The 16,680-nt window shown below is 71.8% G+C and carries 15 protein-coding genes and 2 pseudogenes; 5 read left to right on the top strand and 12 right to left on the bottom strand.

What is annotated here, in order from left to right; genetic code table 11:
* A pseudogene (locus EAO71_RS39675) lies at positions 1-136 on the top strand (23S rRNA (guanosine(2251)-2'-O)-methyltransferase RlmB); the annotation flags it as partial.
* Positions 137-595: 459 nt separating this feature from the next.
* Here EAO71_RS39675 and rlmB read toward each other — a convergent pair.
* The 5 genes from rlmB to EAO71_RS17475 all read right to left on the bottom strand — a co-directional run bounded on the left by rlmB (position 596) and on the right by EAO71_RS17475 (position 5,339).
* A complete protein-coding gene (rlmB, locus tag EAO71_RS17455; protein ID WP_147978567.1) occupies positions 596-1,570 on the bottom strand; it encodes a 23S rRNA (guanosine(2251)-2'-O)-methyltransferase RlmB in 975 nt (324 codons plus the stop codon).
* 76 nt (positions 1,571-1,646) lie between these two features.
* Positions 1,647-3,044 carry a cysteine--tRNA ligase gene (cysS, locus tag EAO71_RS17460; protein WP_147978568.1) on the bottom strand — a complete coding sequence of 466 codons (1,398 nt, stop codon included), beginning with the start codon at positions 3,042-3,044 and terminating at the stop codon, positions 1,647-1,649.
* A 168-nt stretch (positions 3,045-3,212) separates the two neighbouring features.
* Positions 3,213-3,761: a 2-C-methyl-D-erythritol 2,4-cyclodiphosphate synthase gene (ispF, locus tag EAO71_RS17465; RefSeq protein ID WP_147978569.1), complete on the bottom strand. Its 549-nt coding sequence runs from the start codon at positions 3,759-3,761 to the stop codon at positions 3,213-3,215.
* Entirely contained in the window at positions 3,751-4,500 is a 750-nt protein-coding gene (ispD, locus tag EAO71_RS17470) for a 2-C-methyl-D-erythritol 4-phosphate cytidylyltransferase (protein ID WP_147978570.1), read from the bottom strand. The genes ispF and ispD overlap by 11 nt, the downstream gene beginning before the upstream one ends.
* 356 nt (positions 4,501-4,856) lie before the next feature.
* Positions 4,857-5,339 (bottom strand): CarD family transcriptional regulator, encoded by a 483-nt coding sequence (locus EAO71_RS17475; RefSeq protein WP_003953493.1) that lies wholly within the window; start codon positions 5,337-5,339, stop codon positions 4,857-4,859.
* 617 nt (positions 5,340-5,956) lie between these two features.
* Between EAO71_RS17475 and EAO71_RS17485 the strand changes: the two genes are divergently transcribed.
* Positions 5,957-6,589, top strand: coding sequence for a DUF461 domain-containing protein (locus EAO71_RS17485; protein ID WP_147978571.1), 633 nt, complete (start codon positions 5,957-5,959; stop codon positions 6,587-6,589).
* A gap of 79 nt (positions 6,590-6,668) precedes the next feature.
* Here EAO71_RS17485 and EAO71_RS17490 read toward each other — a convergent pair whose 3' ends face one another.
* Together EAO71_RS17490 and EAO71_RS17495 are read right to left on the bottom strand one after the other, a co-directional pair.
* Positions 6,669-7,349: a response regulator transcription factor gene (locus tag EAO71_RS17490; RefSeq protein WP_017242433.1), complete on the bottom strand. Its 681-nt coding sequence runs from the start codon at positions 7,347-7,349 to the stop codon at positions 6,669-6,671.
* Positions 7,346-8,575 (bottom strand): sensor histidine kinase, encoded by a 1,230-nt coding sequence (locus EAO71_RS17495; protein WP_147978572.1) that lies wholly within the window; start codon positions 8,573-8,575, stop codon positions 7,346-7,348. Before EAO71_RS17495 ends, EAO71_RS17490 begins: the two co-directional genes overlap by 4 nt.
* A 265-nt stretch (positions 8,576-8,840) precedes the next feature.
* Here EAO71_RS17495 and phoU point away from each other — a divergent pair, with 265 nt between their 5' ends.
* Positions 8,841-9,521 carry a phosphate signaling complex protein PhoU gene (gene phoU, locus EAO71_RS17500; protein ID WP_147978573.1) on the top strand — a complete coding sequence of 227 codons (681 nt, stop codon included), beginning with the start codon at positions 8,841-8,843 and terminating at the stop codon, positions 9,519-9,521.
* A 549-nt stretch (positions 9,522-10,070) separates the two neighbouring features.
* On the opposite strand, the gene EAO71_RS17505 is transcribed toward phoU, so the two are convergent.
* Positions 10,071-10,541: a GNAT family N-acetyltransferase gene (locus EAO71_RS17505; protein WP_147978574.1), complete on the bottom strand. Its 471-nt coding sequence runs from the start codon at positions 10,539-10,541 to the stop codon at positions 10,071-10,073.
* Positions 10,542-10,732: 191 nt separating this feature from the next.
* Here EAO71_RS17505 and EAO71_RS17510 point away from each other — a divergent pair, with 191 nt between their 5' ends.
* The gene (locus EAO71_RS17510) at positions 10,733-10,975 is read left to right on the top strand and encodes a hypothetical protein (protein WP_147978575.1); all 243 of its coding nucleotides are present in this window, start codon (positions 10,733-10,735) and stop codon (positions 10,973-10,975) included.
* A gap of 198 nt (positions 10,976-11,173) precedes the next feature.
* Here the strand turns inward: EAO71_RS17510 and EAO71_RS17515 are convergent, their stop codons facing one another.
* The 3 genes and pseudogenes from EAO71_RS17515 to EAO71_RS17525 all read right to left on the bottom strand — a co-directional run bounded on the left by EAO71_RS17515 (position 11,174) and on the right by EAO71_RS17525 (position 13,515).
* Positions 11,174-11,650 carry a lamin tail domain-containing protein gene (locus EAO71_RS17515; RefSeq protein ID WP_147978576.1) on the bottom strand — a complete coding sequence of 159 codons (477 nt, stop codon included), beginning with the start codon at positions 11,648-11,650 and terminating at the stop codon, positions 11,174-11,176.
* A gap of 592 nt (positions 11,651-12,242) precedes the next feature.
* Positions 12,243-12,441: pseudogene (locus tag EAO71_RS38865) on the bottom strand (TipAS antibiotic-recognition domain-containing protein); the annotation flags it as partial.
* Between the two features lie 315 nt (positions 12,442-12,756).
* Positions 12,757-13,515 carry a phosphoglyceromutase gene (locus EAO71_RS17525; RefSeq protein WP_147978577.1) on the bottom strand — a complete coding sequence of 253 codons (759 nt, stop codon included), beginning with the start codon at positions 13,513-13,515 and terminating at the stop codon, positions 12,757-12,759.
* Positions 13,516-13,640: 125 nt separating this feature from the next.
* Between EAO71_RS17525 and EAO71_RS17530 the strand changes: the two genes are divergently transcribed.
* Positions 13,641-15,104, top strand: a complete 1,464-nt coding sequence (locus tag EAO71_RS17530; RefSeq protein WP_147978578.1) for an MDR family MFS transporter — start codon at positions 13,641-13,643, stop codon at positions 15,102-15,104.
* A gap of 7 nt (positions 15,105-15,111) precedes the next feature.
* On the opposite strand, the gene EAO71_RS17535 is transcribed toward EAO71_RS17530, so the two are convergent.
* Positions 15,112-16,680, bottom strand: a complete 1,569-nt coding sequence (locus EAO71_RS17535; protein ID WP_147978579.1) for a glycoside hydrolase family 55 protein — start codon at positions 16,678-16,680, stop codon at positions 15,112-15,114.

Here is a 16,680-nt window from a genome sequence, read left to right on the forward strand (position 1 = left end):
GGACCTCGAAGCGCTCGACGGCCCCGTCGTCATCGTCATCGGCAGCGAGGGCAAGGGCCTCGGCCGCCTCGTCGGCGAGACCTGCGACTACCGCGTCCGGATCTCCATGCCCGGTGGCGCCGGCGTCGAGGCGGGCGGGGGGCTCCAGGGTGGAGACGGAGGACTCGCGCATGGCCTGGAGCAGTCCGGTCGCGCCGGGGTCGCCGGGCGCGGACTTGCCGGTCCACACGACGGGGCGACGGCGGCCCGCGGCTGCGCCCGCGGGGGCTCCGCCGAGGCTGGAGATCCGGGGGGCGGCGGCGAACTTCGGCTGGTGGGCCGGTGCGAGCCGCACACGGAAGCTGGCGTGGTTCACGATGACCTGCGCGGGATCGGAATCCACTTTGAGCATGCTCAGCGCGGGCTGATCGTCGAACCCCGGCCGGGGCGTTCTGGTGTCCACACTCATCTAACCGAGTGACGCGGGGTTAGGACACTGCCTTGACGGGCTCGGAATGTCCGAGACCCGTCAAGATCGCCCGCGGTGGGAAAGGGCCCAGCTCAGGGAGCTGGGCCCGTTCCGGTACGGCGTGTGCGCGGGGCGCGCGGGGGTGCGTCAGTGGGCGCGGCGGCGGGCGACCTCGTAGAGGACGATGCCCGCGGCGACGCCCGCGTTCAGCGACTCGGCGCCACCGGGCATGGAGATCCGGACGCGGTAGTCGCAGGTCTCGCCGACGAGGCGGCCGAGGCCCTTGCCCTCGCTGCCGATGACGATGACGACGGGGCCGTCGAGCGCTTCGAGGTCCTCGACGGTGTGCTCGCCGTCGGCGGCGAGGCCGACGACCGTCAGGCCTTCCTTCTGGTAGCCCTCGAGCGCCCGGGTCAGGTTGGTGACGCGGGAGACGGGGGTGCGGGCGGCGGTGCCGGCGGAGGACTTCCAGGCGCCGGCGGTCATGCCGGCGGCGCGGCGCTCGGGGACGACGACGCCGTGGCCGCCGAAGGCGGAGACGGAGCGGACGATGGCGCCGAGGTTGCGCGGGTCGGTGACGCCGTCGAGGGCGACGATCAGCGGGTCCTCGTGGTTGTCGTACGCGGCGGCGGTGAGGTCCTCGGGGTGCGCGTACTCGTACGGCGGGACCTGGAGGACGAGGCCCTGGTGGTTGAGCCCGTTGGTCATCCGGTCGAGCTCGGCGCGGGGGGCTTCCATCAGGTTGATGTTGCCGCGGTCGCCGGCGAGCTTGAGGACGTCGCGGACGCGCTCGTCGTTGTCGATGTACTGCTGGACGAAGAGCGTGGTGGCGGGCACGCCGTCGCGGAGCGCCTCGAAGACCGGGTTGCGGCCGACGACCATCTCGGAGGTGCCCTTGGGGCCGCCGCGGCGGCCCCAAGGGCACCTCCGAGATGGGCGGCGGGCGGCGGCGTGCTTGGCCTGGGCGTTGGCGACGCGGTTCTTCTTGTGACCCTTGCGGGCGGAGGCGGGCGGCGTGGGGCCCTTGCCCTCGAGGCCCTTGCGCCGCTGGCCACCGCTGCCGACCGTCGCGCCCTTCTTGTTGGACGTGCGGCGGTTCCTGCGCTGGCTGTTCCCGGCCATGACTACCTAATCCTCGGTGTTGCGTACATAGGTCTGTAAGTGAAGTGTGCCGCCCGGCTCCCCGAGCGGCACATCATCAGCGGTTGCCCAGCGTCCAGCGGGGGCCGTCCGGGCTGTCCTCGATGGCGAGGCCGGACTGCGTGAGCTGGTCGCGGATGGCGTCGGCGGTCGTCCAGTCCTTGCGTTCCCGGGCCGACTCGCGCTGCTGGAGCACGAGGCGTACGAGAGTGTCGACGACGCCGTGGAGTTCCTCGCCGCGGTCGGTCTCCTCGGCCCAGTGGGGGTCGAGGGGGTCCAGGCCCAGGACGCCGAGCATGGCGCGGACCTCGGCGAGGCGGGCGATGGCCTCGTCCTTGTCGTCGGCGGCGAGGGCGCTGTTGCCCTGCCGCACAGTGGTGTGGATGATCGCGAGCGCGTGCGGCACGCCGAGGTCGTCGTCCATGGCCTCGGCGAAGGCCGGGGGCACGTCGGCGGCGGGGGCGACGGTCTTGCCGGCCTTCTCGGTGACGCGCTGGACGAAGCCCTCGATGCGCGCGAACGCGGACTCGGCCTCGCGCAGAGAGTCCTCGCTGTACTCGATCATCGAGCGGTAGTGCGGGGTGCCGAGGTAGTAGCGCAGGACGATGGGGCGCCAGTTCTTGACCATCTCGGACACGAGGACCGAGTTGCCGAGCGACTTCGACATCTTCTCGCCGCTCATGGTGACCCAGGCGTTGTGCACCCAGTACGAGGCGAAGGCGTCGCCGAAGGCCTTGGCCTGGGCGATCTCGTTCTCGTGGTGCGGGAAGATCAGGTCGAGGCCGCCGCCGTGGATGTCGAAGGCGGAGCCCAGGTACTTGTGGGCCATGGCCGAGCACTCCAGGTGCCAGCCGGGGCGGCCGCGGCCCCAGGGCGTCTCCCAGTCGGGCTCGCCCGGCTTGGTGGCCTTCCACATGGCGAAGTCGCGCGGGTCGCGCTTGCCGGCGACGCCCTCGTCGGGCTGGCGCAGGTCGTCGATGTCCTGGTTGGAGAGTTCGAGGTAGCCCGGGAAGGAGCGCACGTCGAAGTAGACGCTGCCGTCGGCCTCGTAGGCGTGGCCGCGCTCGATGAGGCCGCGCATCATCTCGATCATCTCGGGGACGTGCCCGGTGGCGCGCGGCTCGTAGGTGGGCGGCAGGCAACCGAGGGCGTCGTAGCCGTCGTTGAAGGCGCGCTCGTTCTCGTAGCCGATGGACCACCAGGGGCGGCCCTGGTCGGCGGCCTTGGCGATGATCTTGTCGTCGATGTCGGTGACGTTGCGGATGAACGTGACGTCGTAGCCGCGGTACTCGAACCAGCGGCGCATGATGTCGAAGTTCAGCCCCGAGCGGATGTGGCCGATGTGCGGGGCCGCCTGAACGGTGGCACCACAGAGGTAGATCGAGACACAGCCCGGTGTGAGGGGGTTGAAGTCACGGATCTGCCGGGCGTTGGTGTCGTACAGGCGAATGGTCACCACACCAGGGTAGTGGGCGTGTGGTAGTGCCCCGCGACCGATTCCCGGCCCCGGGGGGTCTTTTTCGCGGTGGGCGGGCGCGGGTGCGCCCGTACGGCTCCGCGGCGCGTGCCCTTCGCGGGTGCGCGCCACGGGCCGGGCGGGGCTTTCCGGACGGCGGCCCGCGGGCTACCGACCGGCAGGGTCGCCGACGCGGACCACCAGGGCGGTGGCGAGGGCGGCGAGTCCTTCGGCGCGACCGGTCAGGCCGAGGCCGTCGGTGGTGGTGCCGGAGACGGAGACCGGGGCGCCGATCGCCTCGCTCAGGACCTTCTGGGCCTCGTCGCGGCGCTTGCCGACCTTGGGGCGGACACCGATCACCTGGACGGCGACGTTGCCGATCTCGTAGCCCTCGGCGCGGACGATGCGGGCGGCCTCGGTGAGCAGGGTGACGCCGGAGGCGCCGGACCACTCGGGGCGGGAGGTGCCGAAGTGGGCGCCGAGGTCGCCGATGCCGGCGGCGGAGAAGAGGGCGTCGCACGCGGCGTGGGCGGCGACGTCGCCGTCCGAGTGGCCGGCGAGGCCGAACCCGTCGCTGTCGGACTCCTCCCAGAGGAGACCGGCGCACCACAGGGGGCGGCCCTGCTCGAAGGCGTGGACGTCGGTGCCGATGCCGGTGCGCGGCAGCGGCGGCGTGTACGGCGTCGGCGTCGGCGTCGGCGTCGGCTCAGAAGCCATCGTTGGCCCTCCTGCGGGCGAGTACGGCCTCGGCGAGGACGAGGTCGAGGGGGCGGGTCACCTTGAACGCCTCTTCGTGGCCGGGGACGACCACGACGGGGGCGCCGAGCCGTTCGACCATGCCGGCGTCGTCGGTGGCGCCGTCGCCGGTGAGGGCGATGGTGGCGTGGGCGTTGACGAGCGTGTCGCGGTCGAAGCCCTGCGGGGTCTGCACGGCGCGCAGCCGGGAGCGCTCGGGAGTGGCGACGACCTGCTCGGGCCGGCCCTTCTCCTCGGCGGGTTCGACCTCCTTGACGGTGTCGGCGACCGGCAGGGCGGGGACGACGGCGACGGCCCCGTCGCGGACGGCCTCGACGACGGCGTCGACCGTGTCGACGGGGACCAGCGGGCGGGCCGCGTCGTGGACGAGGACGGTGGTGATGCCCTCGGGGAGTGCCTCGAGGCCGAGGCGTACGGACTCCTGGCGGGTCTCGCCGCCGGGGACGACGAGGTAGTCGGTCCGTTCGGGCAGGGCGTGGGTGTCGAGGAGGTTCTTGACCTCCGCGGCTCCGTCGGAGGGCGCGACCACGACGACCAGGGAGACGGCGCGGGAGGCGGCCATCGCCCGGACGGCGTGGATGAGCATGGGGGTGCCGTTCAGCGCGCGGAGCGCCTTGGGGGCGCCCGGGCCGAGCCGTACGCCCCGGCCCGCCGCGGGGATCACCGCGGCGGTTCGCGCGGGACGCGTCTGGTCTGTCATCGGTTCCACTCCGGCAGGTTTGTTTCCTCGGCCGACATGGGTATGGCCCTCAGGGCAACCCCGGCCATGGGCCGGAGAGCACCGACGCGACGCCTCGACCGGGCCCTTTCCGTGACGACGGTCGGAGGCGTTCCGCGCGGACACAGGGGAAGACGGCGCGAGGGGACGGGATCAGGGGACAGGGGTTACGTCGGCACCGACGGTGAGGTCGGTGCCGGGATCGACCGCTTCGGCGCGGTGGCGACATGGGTCACCGACACGCCGTGCAGCGAAAAGACGCGGACATGCCGCAGCGCCCGGCGACGGCACTGTGATCTTCACAGCACGTCAGCGGGCACCGCGGCATCGCTTCTTGATCAGGACGCGAGGACCTCGTCGAGGAGAGCCTCGGCCTTGTCCTCGTTGGTGTTCTCCGCGAGCGCGAGCTCGCTCACCAGGATCTGCCGCGCCTTGGCGAGCATGCGCTTCTCACCTGCGGAGAGACCGCGCTCCCGCTCCCGGCGCCACAGGTCGCGCACTACTTCGGCGACCTTGATGACATCGCCGGAGGCGAGCTTCTCGAGGTTCGCCTTGTAGCGACGGGACCAGTTGGTGGGCTCTTCGGCGTACGGTGCACGCAGCACCTCGAAGACCCGGTCCAGCCCATCCTGACCGACAACATCGCGAACACCGACGAACTCCGCATTGTCCGCCGGCACACGAACCGTCAGGTCGCCCTGGGCGACCTTGAGCACCAAGTAGGTCTTGTCCACGCCTTTGATCTGGCGAGTTTCGATGGCCTCGATCAGCGCGGCCCCGTGATGGGGATAGACCACGGTGTCGCCAACCTTGAACGTCATGTGACAGGTACCCCTTCCGTGGCTATCCAGGGTAACACGGATACGGCTTCTTCTGAATGGCGTTTTCGCAGGTCAGGGCATATCTCGGGGCTTGACAACAGCAACACGATCGTGCTGCGGAGAGCTTCCGGAAGGCGGTATTCGCAGGTCGGAGCCGCTGCGTGGACGCAGAGAAACGCGCACGTTACACCCGTCCGGGCGTCCTGACGAGAGGGAGGATGTCCCGTTTTGCCGGGTTCGTGGCGGGCATCTCCAGGCACTCCGTTCGAGGATCGGTCACTCGTACGGATGCAAGCCGGATCGAATCCCGAATTGATCAACGGGTGAGCCGAGCGGGATTTCCCGGGGCGCCGGCGGCGGAATGCGCGGACGGCCGCCGAATTGATCAAGGCGGTTTTGTGAACGACAGGTCAATGGGCCGTATCCGGCCATCCGGAGGGCCCCGAGCGAGCGGGAGGAGGCTCGAAGGGGYGGGTCGGGTGCGGGACGGAGAGTGCGGCTCGGTAACCTAAGCGCGCTGACACACCCTTAGCTCCACCTTCGTCCGCTGCCGGTCCCCGGGCCTGCGCAGCAGGCAGTCCACTGTCTGTCCGTACGTCCTAGGAGATGCCGCCGCCGTGAGCCGCAGCCTTCGACGCGGCGCCCTCGCCGCCACCGCCGTCGTGTTCTCGATCGCCGCCCTGTCCGCGTGTGGCGCGGGCAATGACGCGCAGACCCTCCAGGTGCAGCCCGACAACGCCGCCGTCACCGTCGAGGACATCAAGGTCCAGAACGCCGTGGTCATCACGCAGCCCGGGCTCACCACCGCGGGCCCGGCCGTCGTCTCGGCCACCGTCTTCAACAACGGCAGCACGCAGCAGACCATCGACGCGATCACCCTGCCGGGCTCCGCGGCGACGGTGAAGCTCAAGGCCGCCGAAGGCGCCGGACCGATCACGGTCCCCGCGGGCGGCTCCGTCCTCATCGGCGGCAAGGGCAACGCCTCCGCCGTGATCGAGAACGGCCACGAGGCCGTGAAGGACGGCGACTCCCAGCAGGTCGTCTTCAAGCTGAGCCAGACCGGCGAGGTGGGCCTGAGCGCCTTCGTCGTGCCCGCGACCAGCTACTTCAAGGAGTACGGCCCGAGCGAGCTCCCGAAGCCGCCGGTCACCGCGCCGACCACCACGCCGTCGGGCACCCCCTCGGGCACGCCGTCGGGCACCCCGTCCGGCGAGCCCTCGGGCGAGGCCAGCCACGCGGCCGGCCACTGAGCCACGCACGAAGAAGGGGCGCCCCACCGGAGGATTCCGGTGGGGCGCCCCTTCTTCTGCTTCCGTGGGGGCTGCCGGTCTACGGCTCGAACTTGTAGCCGAGCCCGCGGACCGTGACCAGGTACCGCGGCGCGCCCGGGTCGGGCTCGATCTTCGCCCGCAGGCGCTTGACGTGGACGTCGAGGGTCTTGGTGTCGCCGACGTAGTCCGCGCCCCAGACCCGGTCGATGAGCTGCATGCGGGTCAGCACGCGGCCCGCGTTCCGCAGCAGCATCTCCAGCAGGTCGAACTCCTTCAGCGGGAGGTCGACCTTGCCGCCGGAGACCGTGACGACGTGCCGGTCCACGTCCATCCGGACCGGGCCGGCCTCCAGGGCCGCCGGGGTGACCTCCTCCGGCTCGCCGCGGCGGCGCAGGACGGCGCGGATGCGCGCGACCAGCTCCCGCGAGGAGAACGGCTTGGTCACGTAGTCGTCGGCTCCTATCTCCAGGCCGACGACCTTGTCGATCTCGCTGTCCTTGGCGGTCACCATGATCACCGGGACGTTCGAGCGGCCGCGCAGCTGGCGGCACACCTCGGTACCGGGCAGACCCGGCAGCATCAGGTCGAGGAGGACGAGGTCCGCTCCGTTGCGCTCGAACTCGTCGAGTCCGTCGGGCCCGGTCGCGGCGACCGCGACCTCGAAGCCTTCCTTGCGGAGCATGTACGACAGGGCGTCGCTGAAGGATTCCTCATCCTCGACGACGAGCACTCGGGTCACGGAAGGACCTCCGGGGCAGGGAGCGGTTCGGTCATGAGATCGGGGGTGGGTGAGTCGGGCGGACGACGGTCCCGCGCGGAGCCCGCCTCGGGCAGCCGCAGGGTGAAGGTGGAGCCCTGGCCTTCGGTGCTCCAGACGGTGACCTCACCGCCGTGCGAGGCGGCGACGTGCTTGACGATGGCCAGGCCGAGGCCCGTACCGCCCGTCGCACGGGAGCGGGCCGGGTCGACGCGGTAGAAGCGCTCGAAGATGCGCTCCTTGTCCTTGTCGGGGATGCCGATGCCCTGGTCGGTGACGGCTATCTCGATCAGGTCGCCGCCGGGCGCGGCGATCTTGCGGGCCGCGACACCCACGCGGGTGTGGGCCGGCGAGTAGTTGACGGCGTTCTCGACGAGGTTGCCGAGGGCGGCGGCGAGCTGGCCGCGGCTGCCCCAGACGCGCAGGTCGGCGGTGCCGCCGGAGGCCATGGTGATCTGTTTGGTGGAGGCCGTGTGGCGGGAGCGGTCGATGGCCTCGGCGACGAGCTCGTCGACCCGTACCGGCTCCGAGTCCTCCAGCGGGTCGTCGTTCTGCACCCGCGAGAGGTCGATGAGCTCCTGTACGAGGTTGGTCAGGCGGGTCGCCTCGATCTGCATCCGGCCGGCGAAGCGGGTGACCGCCTCGGGGTCGTCCGAGGCGTCCATGACGGCCTCGGAGAGCAGGGACAGCGCGCCGGTCGGGGTCTTGAGCTCGTGGCTGACGTTGGCGACGAAGTCGCGCCGTACCGCCTCGATGCGGCGGGCCTCGGTCAGGTCCTCGACCAGCAGCAGCACCAGGCGGGAGCCGAGGGGCGCCACCCGGGCGGAGACCGCGAGGGCCTCGACACGGCTGGTACCGCGCCGGGGCAGATCCAGCTCGACCTGGCGTATCTCCCCGTCACGGCGGGTGTCCCGGGCCATGTTGAGCATCGGCTCGACGGCCAGCTTCCCGCCGCGGACCAGGCCGAGGGCGTACGCCGCCGAGCTGGCCTTGACCACCGAGTCGCTCTCGTCGAGCACCACAGCGGAGGAGCGCAGCACGGACAGCACCGTGTCGACCCCGGGCGGCAGCACCGCGTCGGTGTGCAGCGAGGTCCGGGTGGGCCGCGCCTGGTCGCGTTCGCTCCAGCGGAACGCCAGCATGGCGATCACGCCGGTGCACACCCCGGCGATCGCTGCCAATGCGGCGACCGCCGCGTTCACGTCCATGCCATCCAGGTTATGCGGGGTGAGGGACACTCTCCCAGCCGTCCGAGTGGCTGCTCGAACAGTCGTCGCCCAGAGTTCACCCTGGGGACGGTGCCGGTTCATTTGACCTGGTGGAAGGGGCGGCGCGCGTCGCCCAGAGTTCACCGGGGGTAAAGAGCCGGTTCACATGGGCGGGAGGAGCCGGACGCGTACGGGTCCGAACGTGGGAGCGTGGGGTCCGAGCCCCACCCGGACCCAGGACTGCCGCGGAGAAAGAGGGACACCCATGCGGGACGCGTACCACGAGGAACTCGACTCGATCGGAGAGAGCCTGGTCGAGATGGCCCGGCTCGTCGGGTCGGCGATCGGACGCGCCACGACGGCGATGCTCGACGCGGACCTGAAGCTCGCCGAGACCGTCATCGCGGCCGACCAGAAGGTCGACGACCTCCAGCACGACCTGGAGGCCCGGGCGATAGCCCTGCTCGCGCGGCAGCAGCCGGTGGCGACGGACCTGCGGATCGTGGTCACCTCGCTGCGGATGAGCGCCGACCTGGAGCGCTCGGGCGACCTGGCCCAGCACGTCGCGAAGCTCGCGCGGCTGCGCTTCCCGGACACGGCCGTGCCGCGGGACCTGCACGCCACGATCCTGGAGATGGGGCAGCTGGCGCAGCGCCTGATGGCGAAGGCCGCGGAGGTCATCATCACGAAGGACGTCGACCTGGCGCTCCAGCTGGAGCAGGACGACGACGAGATGGACCTGCTGCACCGGACGCTCTTCCAGCACCTGATGGACGACCGCTGGAAGCACGGCATCGAGACGGCCGTGGACGTGACGCTGCTGGGCCGCTACTACGAGCGGTTCGCGGACCACGCGGTGTCGGTCGCGAAGCGCGTGGTGTACCTGGTGACGGGCGAGCACGCGGACGAGCTGCAGCAGTCGGACGCGCCGGTCGAGGGCGCGTAACGGCACGGGGAGCCGGGCGGGGCTCCCGGGGGCCGGCCCGGGTTGTCCCCGGGCCGGCCCCCGGACCGTTTCCCGGCATGCCGCGGAGGGCGCCCGGAGGCGACGCGGGGACGGGCCGCACCTCTGTGCGCCGTTGATGCGCCCGGTTCGATGGGCATGCAATGGGAAGAGGCGACCTACGCCTTCGAGGAGGGACCCATGGCCGAATCCCCGACCACAGACCCCCGGCAGGAGCCGCGCGACCCGGTGTACCTGCCCGTTCTCGGCGCCTGCGGGTGCGGCTCGGGCTGCGGCTGCGGCTGCCAGTCCGGCGGGCCGTGCCAGTGCGGGGGCTGCTCCGGCTAGCCCCGGAGCGGCACAGGGACGGAAGGGCCCCGCCCGGGTATCTGACGAACCGGGCGGGGCCCTTCTCCCGCTCCGGCCGGGTCGGCTCCCGTCAGGTCGAGGCCAGGCCAGGTCGAGGCCAGGTCAGGTCGAGGCCAGGTCTGGTCTGGTCAGGTCAGGTCAGGTCTGGTCTGGTCGGGTCAGGCCAGGTCTGGTCTGGTCTGGTCAGGTCAGGTCGAGGACGCCGACCGTCTGGCCCCCGGCGGATTCGCCGGTCGGGCGGAATCCGAGCTTCAGGTAGAAGTCCTCGGGCCCCTGCTCCCCCGGCTCCCAGGTGACGTACATCCTGTCGCCGCCGGTGCGGACGATCTCCGCGCGGACCGCGTCCACCGCGAATCGCCCGTACCCGCGGCCCTGCCGGCCGGCCGCGATGTTGAGCCGCCACAGGCCGCTGCGCCGGTCGACGGGCTCCTTCTCGGCGTCCCACGTGATGTCGACGAAGGCCATGACGAAGCCGACGAGCTCGTCACCGTCGAAGATCAACCGCGGCCAGGCCGTGGTGCCGTACGCGTACGCCTCGGCGAGCGACTTCACCACCGGAGCGACGTTCTTCTCCTGGTCGGGCCGGACCCGCAGCTCCAGGGCGGCGCCCACGTTGGCGGGCGTGATCTTCTCCAGGCGGAGTGTGGAAGTCATGCGCGGGACGATATCGACCGTTCGTGTCGACCGCCCAGGCAATTGTTCGCCCCTGGGCGGCGACGATCCGCGAACGGCGATACCGACTGGTTCATCCGGTTCACCAGACTTGTCCGGAATGGCTTGACAGGCGGAGCGCCGTGCGAGAAGCGTGGCCAGCGGGTACCGCACCCGATGGAGTCGAGGACGACATGACCAGAACCACGACGACGAAGAGGATCGGTGCCGCGCTCGCCGCGACGGCGGCGGCCTTCGCACTCGGTCTCGGCGGCGCCTCGATCGCGGACGCCAAGATCGTGCCGGTGGACATCTCGTGTACGAACAACGGCGGCCACCAGCCAGGCGGCCAGCAGCCGACCTGCCAGGGCAACTCGCTGACCCAGGACTCCGAGAACCAGAACCCCGCCGGCCACGCGCCTCGCGGACACAACTAGCCCCCCCCGCCCCCTTGGCCCCTTCCCTCGCCGTCGAGCGCGAGAAGGGGCTTCGTGCGCGGTGACGGCTCCACGGGCGGCGGCACGACGAGAAGCCCCCCACCCGCCGTGTCGGCGGRTGGGGGGCTTTCGTCGGGCGCCGTCCGGATCAGCGCTTCCCGGTCACGGGAGGAACGAGGTCATCGAGGAGAAGGAGGGTCAGCGACGGTGGTGGTGACGGCTGTTCCAGGACTTGGTGTCCACGGTGCGGCCGTGCTCGTCGCGCAGGGTCGCCTTGTCGGCACGGTCGTCCCACACGTAGTCGCGGCGGTCCTGGAAGACGTCGGTACGGGTGTCGTGGCCGACGCCGGTGTGGACCCGGACGGTGGCGCGGCCGCCGAGACGGAAGTCGCGGAAGCGGTAGCGGTTGCCGTCGTTGTCCTTCAGGGTCCAGCCACGGAGGTTCACCGCGTGGCGGGTGTTGTTGGTGATCTCGACCCATTCGCCGTTCAGCGACCGGTTGGACCGGTTGTCACGTCCCGGGCTGTCGGCCTGGACGCGGCTGATCTCGACCCGCGGCTGGTGGCGGTGACGGTCGCCGTCGTGGGCGGCGGCCGGCAGGGCGACGGCGGAGACGATGGCGCCGGCGGCGAGGGCGGTCGCCGCGACGCGGCGGGCGGTCGAAGAAGCAGACATGGGTGATGTCCCCTCAAGAACAGTGCCCCACAAGCCGATACAGGCTGGTGAGAGCGGTGCGGGTCTCGGTCCGGTGCGGGCCGAGGACCCAAACTCTGCGGCCTCCCCGGGCTGTCCGGCGGGCCGGCCGGGGCCCGTTACCCAGTACGGACATTTCCGTAACTGTCGCCTGCATCGGGCACGTATGGGTGACGGGCGTGGCCCTGACATTCACTGACAGCTACACCGACCCGTTCGGCGATCACCAGCAAGCCCTTTCCGGCTCCGGCGCACCACCGGTCGCGCCACCCGGCGCACTGCGCCAAACGCCTGATACATCCGGGTAACGACTGTTCTGCACGTTTCTTCGCACATCTGCGAAGCTCTCGCACACGAAGGCGACCCGACGGGCCGCCGAGCCCGCCCCCGGACCGCGCACAGCCCGCCCCACCGGCGACGAAACGTGTCGCCTCGCGTCCTCGACCCGGGGCGGGTACCCCGCCGGGACGCGCGGAAGCCCCCTCCCCGCGCCGAAACCGGCGAAGAGGGAGGGGGCTTCTTCCGTGGACGAACGCGCTGCCGGTCCCGGGCCCGGGCGGGACCGCCCCCGGGGTCAGCTCGGCCGGGAGGTGACGTACACCTCGATGGCGTCCCGCTGGTAGGCGGCGAGGCCCGGGGCGACCGCCTCGTACGCGGCGCGCCAGGGCCGCGTTGTCGACGCAGGAACGGCCGAGGGCGCGGTACCTCTCGGCGGACACCGTCCGCAGCCCGGCCAGGGCCCGGAACTGGGCGTCGACCTCGCTCTGCACCGGCCCCCTCGTCGTTGTGGCGCAGTGTCCGGGCTGTCACGCCCGACATCCGGGCCACCTCCGCGATCGGCCACTCCATCGCCGCCTCCCTCACGAAAGCGTCACCGGGGCGGTGTCTCCGGCCCTGTTCAGGACGGTACGAGCTGCCGCAGCGGCAGCTTCAACCCCGGGTCGGGGACCCGGTGTCCCTGACCTACGGCGGGCGGAACTCCGGCCTGGCCCGGCGTCGCCCCCCGGGTCCGCAGGGTCACCCCGGGACACGAAGAAGCCCCCGTCCCGCCGGAGAACGGCGGGTCGGGGGCTCATCGTGCGTCAGGGTTACTTCTTTCCCTGGTTCTTCACGGCCTCGATCGCCGCGGCCGCCGCCTCGGGGTCCAGGTAGGTGCCGCCCGGCTTGAGGGGCTTGAAGTTCTCGTCCAGCTCGTAGGCCAGCGGGATGCCCGTCGGGATGTTCAGGCCCGCGATGGCCTCGTCCGAGATGCCGTCCAGGTGCTTGACCAGGGCGCGCAGGCTGTTGCCGTGGGCCGCGATCAGGACCGTGCGGCCGGCCAGCAGGTCCGGGACGATGCCGTCGTACCAGTACGGCAGCATGCGGTCGACGACGTCCTTCAGGCACTCCGTCCGCGGGCGCAGCTCCGGCGGGATGGTGGCGTAGCGGGGGTCGTCGGACTGCGAGAACTCCGTGCCGTCCTCGAGCGGCGGCGGCGGGGTGTCGTACGAGCGGCGCCAGAGCATGAACTGCTCCTCGCCGAACTCGGCGAGCGTCTGCGCCTTGTCCTTGCCCTGGAGGGCGCCGTAGTGGCGCTCGTTCAGGCGCCAGCTGCGGTGGACCGGGATCCAGTGGCGGTCCGCGGACTCCAGCGCGAGCTGCGCGGTGCGGATGGCGCGCTTCTGGAGCGAGGTGTGCAGTACGTCGGGCAGCAGGCCGGCGTCCTTGAGCAGCTCACCGCCGCGGACCGCCTCCTTCTCGCCCTTCTCGGTGAGGTTGACGTCCACCCAGCCGGTGAACAGGTTCTTGGCGTTCCACTCGCTCTCGCCGTGGCGGAGGAGGATCAGCTTGTACGGTGCGTCGGCCATGCGCCCGAGCCTAATCCACGCCTGAGGCTCGACGCTCACCGTCAATTCGCTGGCGTCCGGCACCTGAGATGCGTAAGTTACGATCACCGCCAGAGGGACTTACACACGCTAGGGGCCGGCCACACATGTCCATCGACTCGCTCAGACGATCAGCTCGCGCGACCGTCTCCGGCCTTCCCGGTGGCTTCTGGTGGCTCTGGTTGTCCACCCTGGTCAACCGGACGGGCGCCTTCGTCCTCACCTTCCTGTCCCTCTACCTCACCCAGGAGCTCGGCCACTCGGCCTGGTTCGCCGGACTCGTCGTCGCCCTCCACGGCCTCGGCGGCGTCGCGGGCTCCCCCCTCGGCGGCATGCTCACCGACCGCTGGGGCCGGCGCCCCACCATGGTCACGATGCACCTGGCGGCCGCGGCCTGCGCCGCCGCGCTCGCCGTCGTGCGCGACGCCTGGGCCATCGCCGCCGTCGTCCTGCTGATGGGCGTCGCCATGCAGGGCGTCCGGCCGTCCATCAACGCCACCATCGCCGACATGGTCCCCGAGTCCGACCTGCGCCGGGCCTACGCGCTCAACTACTGGGCCCTGAACCTCGGCTTCGCCATCGCCGCGTTCGGCGGCGGCGCCGCGGTCTTCCTCGGCTACCGCACGCTGTTCGTCGTCGACGCCGCCGCCACCGCCCTGTGCGCCCTGATCGTCTTCCTCCGCCTCCCGGAGACCCGGCCCGAAGCGCGCCGCGACACCGCAGGCGAGGTCGTCGCGGAGGACCGCGTCAGCGTCCTCGACGTCCTGCGCGACGCGCCCTTCCGCACGCTGGTCCTGCTCAACCTCCTCGTCTGCCTGGTCTTCACCGCCCCGTGGATCGGCCTGCCGCTCACCATGGCCGGGCAGGGCCTGTCCACCGCCTCGTACGGCGCGGTCATCGCAGTCAACGGCGTCGTGATCGTCGGCTTCCAGCTGCTGGTCAACAAGGTCACCGACAAGCGGTCGCCGGCCGCGCTGCTCGCGGTCTCCTCACTGCTGTTCGCCGCCGGCACCGGCGCCACGGCGCTCGCCGGCAGCCCGGTCGCCTTCGCCGTGACCGTCGTCGTCTGGACCATCGGCGAGATGGTCCACGTCCCGACGAACGCCGCCGCCACCGCCAAGCTCGCCCCGGAGCACGCCCGGGGCCGGTACCAGGGCGTGATGGGCATGTCCTGGGCCGTGGCGGGCTTCGTCGCCCCGATCCTCGCCGGCTGGGTCGTCGACGGGCCCGGACCCGATGTCCTCTGGGCGGCCTGCGCCGTGATCGGCGCCGTCTCGGCGGTCGGCTACCTGACCCGGCTGCGCAGGGCCCTCGCGGACGACGCTCCGGACGGGGCGAAGGCCGCCCCCGCGACCGGCGCCTCCGATTCCGCCGAGCCGGGGCCGTCGGCCGAACCCGCGCGGCCGGTCGAGCCGGCCGTGTCCGGCCTGCCCGTCCCCGAGCCCGCCGCCGGGACCACCCTCCCCGAGCCCGCCCTCGCCGGCGCGGAACCCGTCCGCACCGCCGAGCCCGGGCGGTCGACCGGGCAGGCCGCGCCCGCCGACCCGCCCGGACCCGCCGGCAGCGCCTGACCTCCCGTCAGCGCCGGACCTTCCGCTGTGCCTCGTACAGGTTCCGGGGGCGCACCGCCCCCGGAGCCCCGTACGCCTCCAGGCGCGCGTGGAGGTCGCCCGCGAAGTCGGGGACGTCGATCTGGTCGAACTCCCGCACCTCGCTGATGCCGACCGTCGCGCTGCGGGGCGCGATGGTGTCGATCCGTACGAGACCGGCCCGCCCGTTGGTGACGGTCACGTTCCAGTGGGTGAAGCGGGCGCCGTAGAGCGGTCCCGCCGAGGCGTCGCCGCCGTGCCGCCCGTCGTTCTCGACGGTGATCTCCGTCCGCACGTTGCCGAACGGCATGCCCCGGTGGGTGTCGAAGGTGCCCATCTCCATCACCCCGCGCGACCAGACGTTGTGGCTGGACAGGCCCTCGACGTTGATGCCGTGGAGCTGGGTGCCGGGCGGGGCGGGGACCGTGCGGGCCGCGACGCGGAAGTCCTCGACGAGGTTGTCGTGCGAGCCCTCGCGGCAGAAGTACGGGTGGTGCGAGCCGCGGCCCTCCACCCGGGTGCGCCGCAGCGTGCAGGCGGAGGCGGCGACGAGGCCGAAGCCGTTGTCGACGTTCCGGACGACGACGTCGTCCGCCCAGCAGTCGTACGCGCACTGGAAGGTCACGCCGTTGAAGCCCTTGTCCAGCAGGTGCGGGGACTGCGGCGTCTCGACGGCCTCCAGCGTGATCCCTTCCACGCCCGAACCGGTCAGCGCCGCCACATGCGTGGTCAGACGCGGGTCCCACTCCGGACGGACGTCGAGGGGCAGCGGACGTTCGAAGGTGACCCGGCGTCCCTGGACCCGGGTGATCCGCACCGGCCACTCGTAGGGGACGTAGCTGGTGAGCTTGGTCTTGTCGTCCCAGACGTACGCCCGCGCGCCCGGGCCGTCGCCCGCCATGTGCTCCAGGAGCGTGTGGTCCGGGTCGTCCGCGAGGCGGAGCAGCACCAGTTGCCCGCGGTGCAGCGTGGCGGCGTCCTCGACGGTCACGGACCAGTCGCCGCGGCGGGCCGGGTGGACGGTCGTGAGGGAGGTCCACTCGTCGCGCCGGTTGCCGGTCCAGCCCTCGAAGGGCCAGGCCCGTTCCCGTATCGCGGCGAGGAGGGAGGCGTGGCGGGCGCGCGGGCTGAGCCAGATCAGTCCGCCGGCCCAGGACCAGGAGGACTTGTCGCCGCCGTAGCGGGAGCCGTACGGGCCGACGAGTTCGGTGAGGCTCCTGGTCGCGCGCAGGGTGGTGCGGCCGGAGCCGGCGCCGCGCAGCACGACCCCGCTGTGGCCGATGTGGATCAGATCGTCGATCCGGTACGTACCGGGCGGGACGAGCACCGTGCCGCCGCCCCGCTCCCCCGCCGCGGCGAGGGCGCGGTTGAGGGCCGGGGCCGAGTCGGTCGAGCCGTCGGGGGTCGCTCCGTGGTCGAGGACGTTCGCCACGACGCGGGGGCGGGCGAGCCGGGTGGCGCCGAGCCGCGCGCCGGCGCGTCCGACGTAGGGGATCTGGGGGTGGGTGTACGGCGCGCCGGTGAACTCCTGCCACAGGGCGGAGGGCGCGGCGTACAC

The sequence above is a fragment of the Streptomyces sp. MS191 genome (assembly GCF_008042125.1).
In the GTDB taxonomy this organism is placed as follows: Bacteria; Actinomycetota; Actinomycetes; order Streptomycetales; family Streptomycetaceae; genus Streptomyces.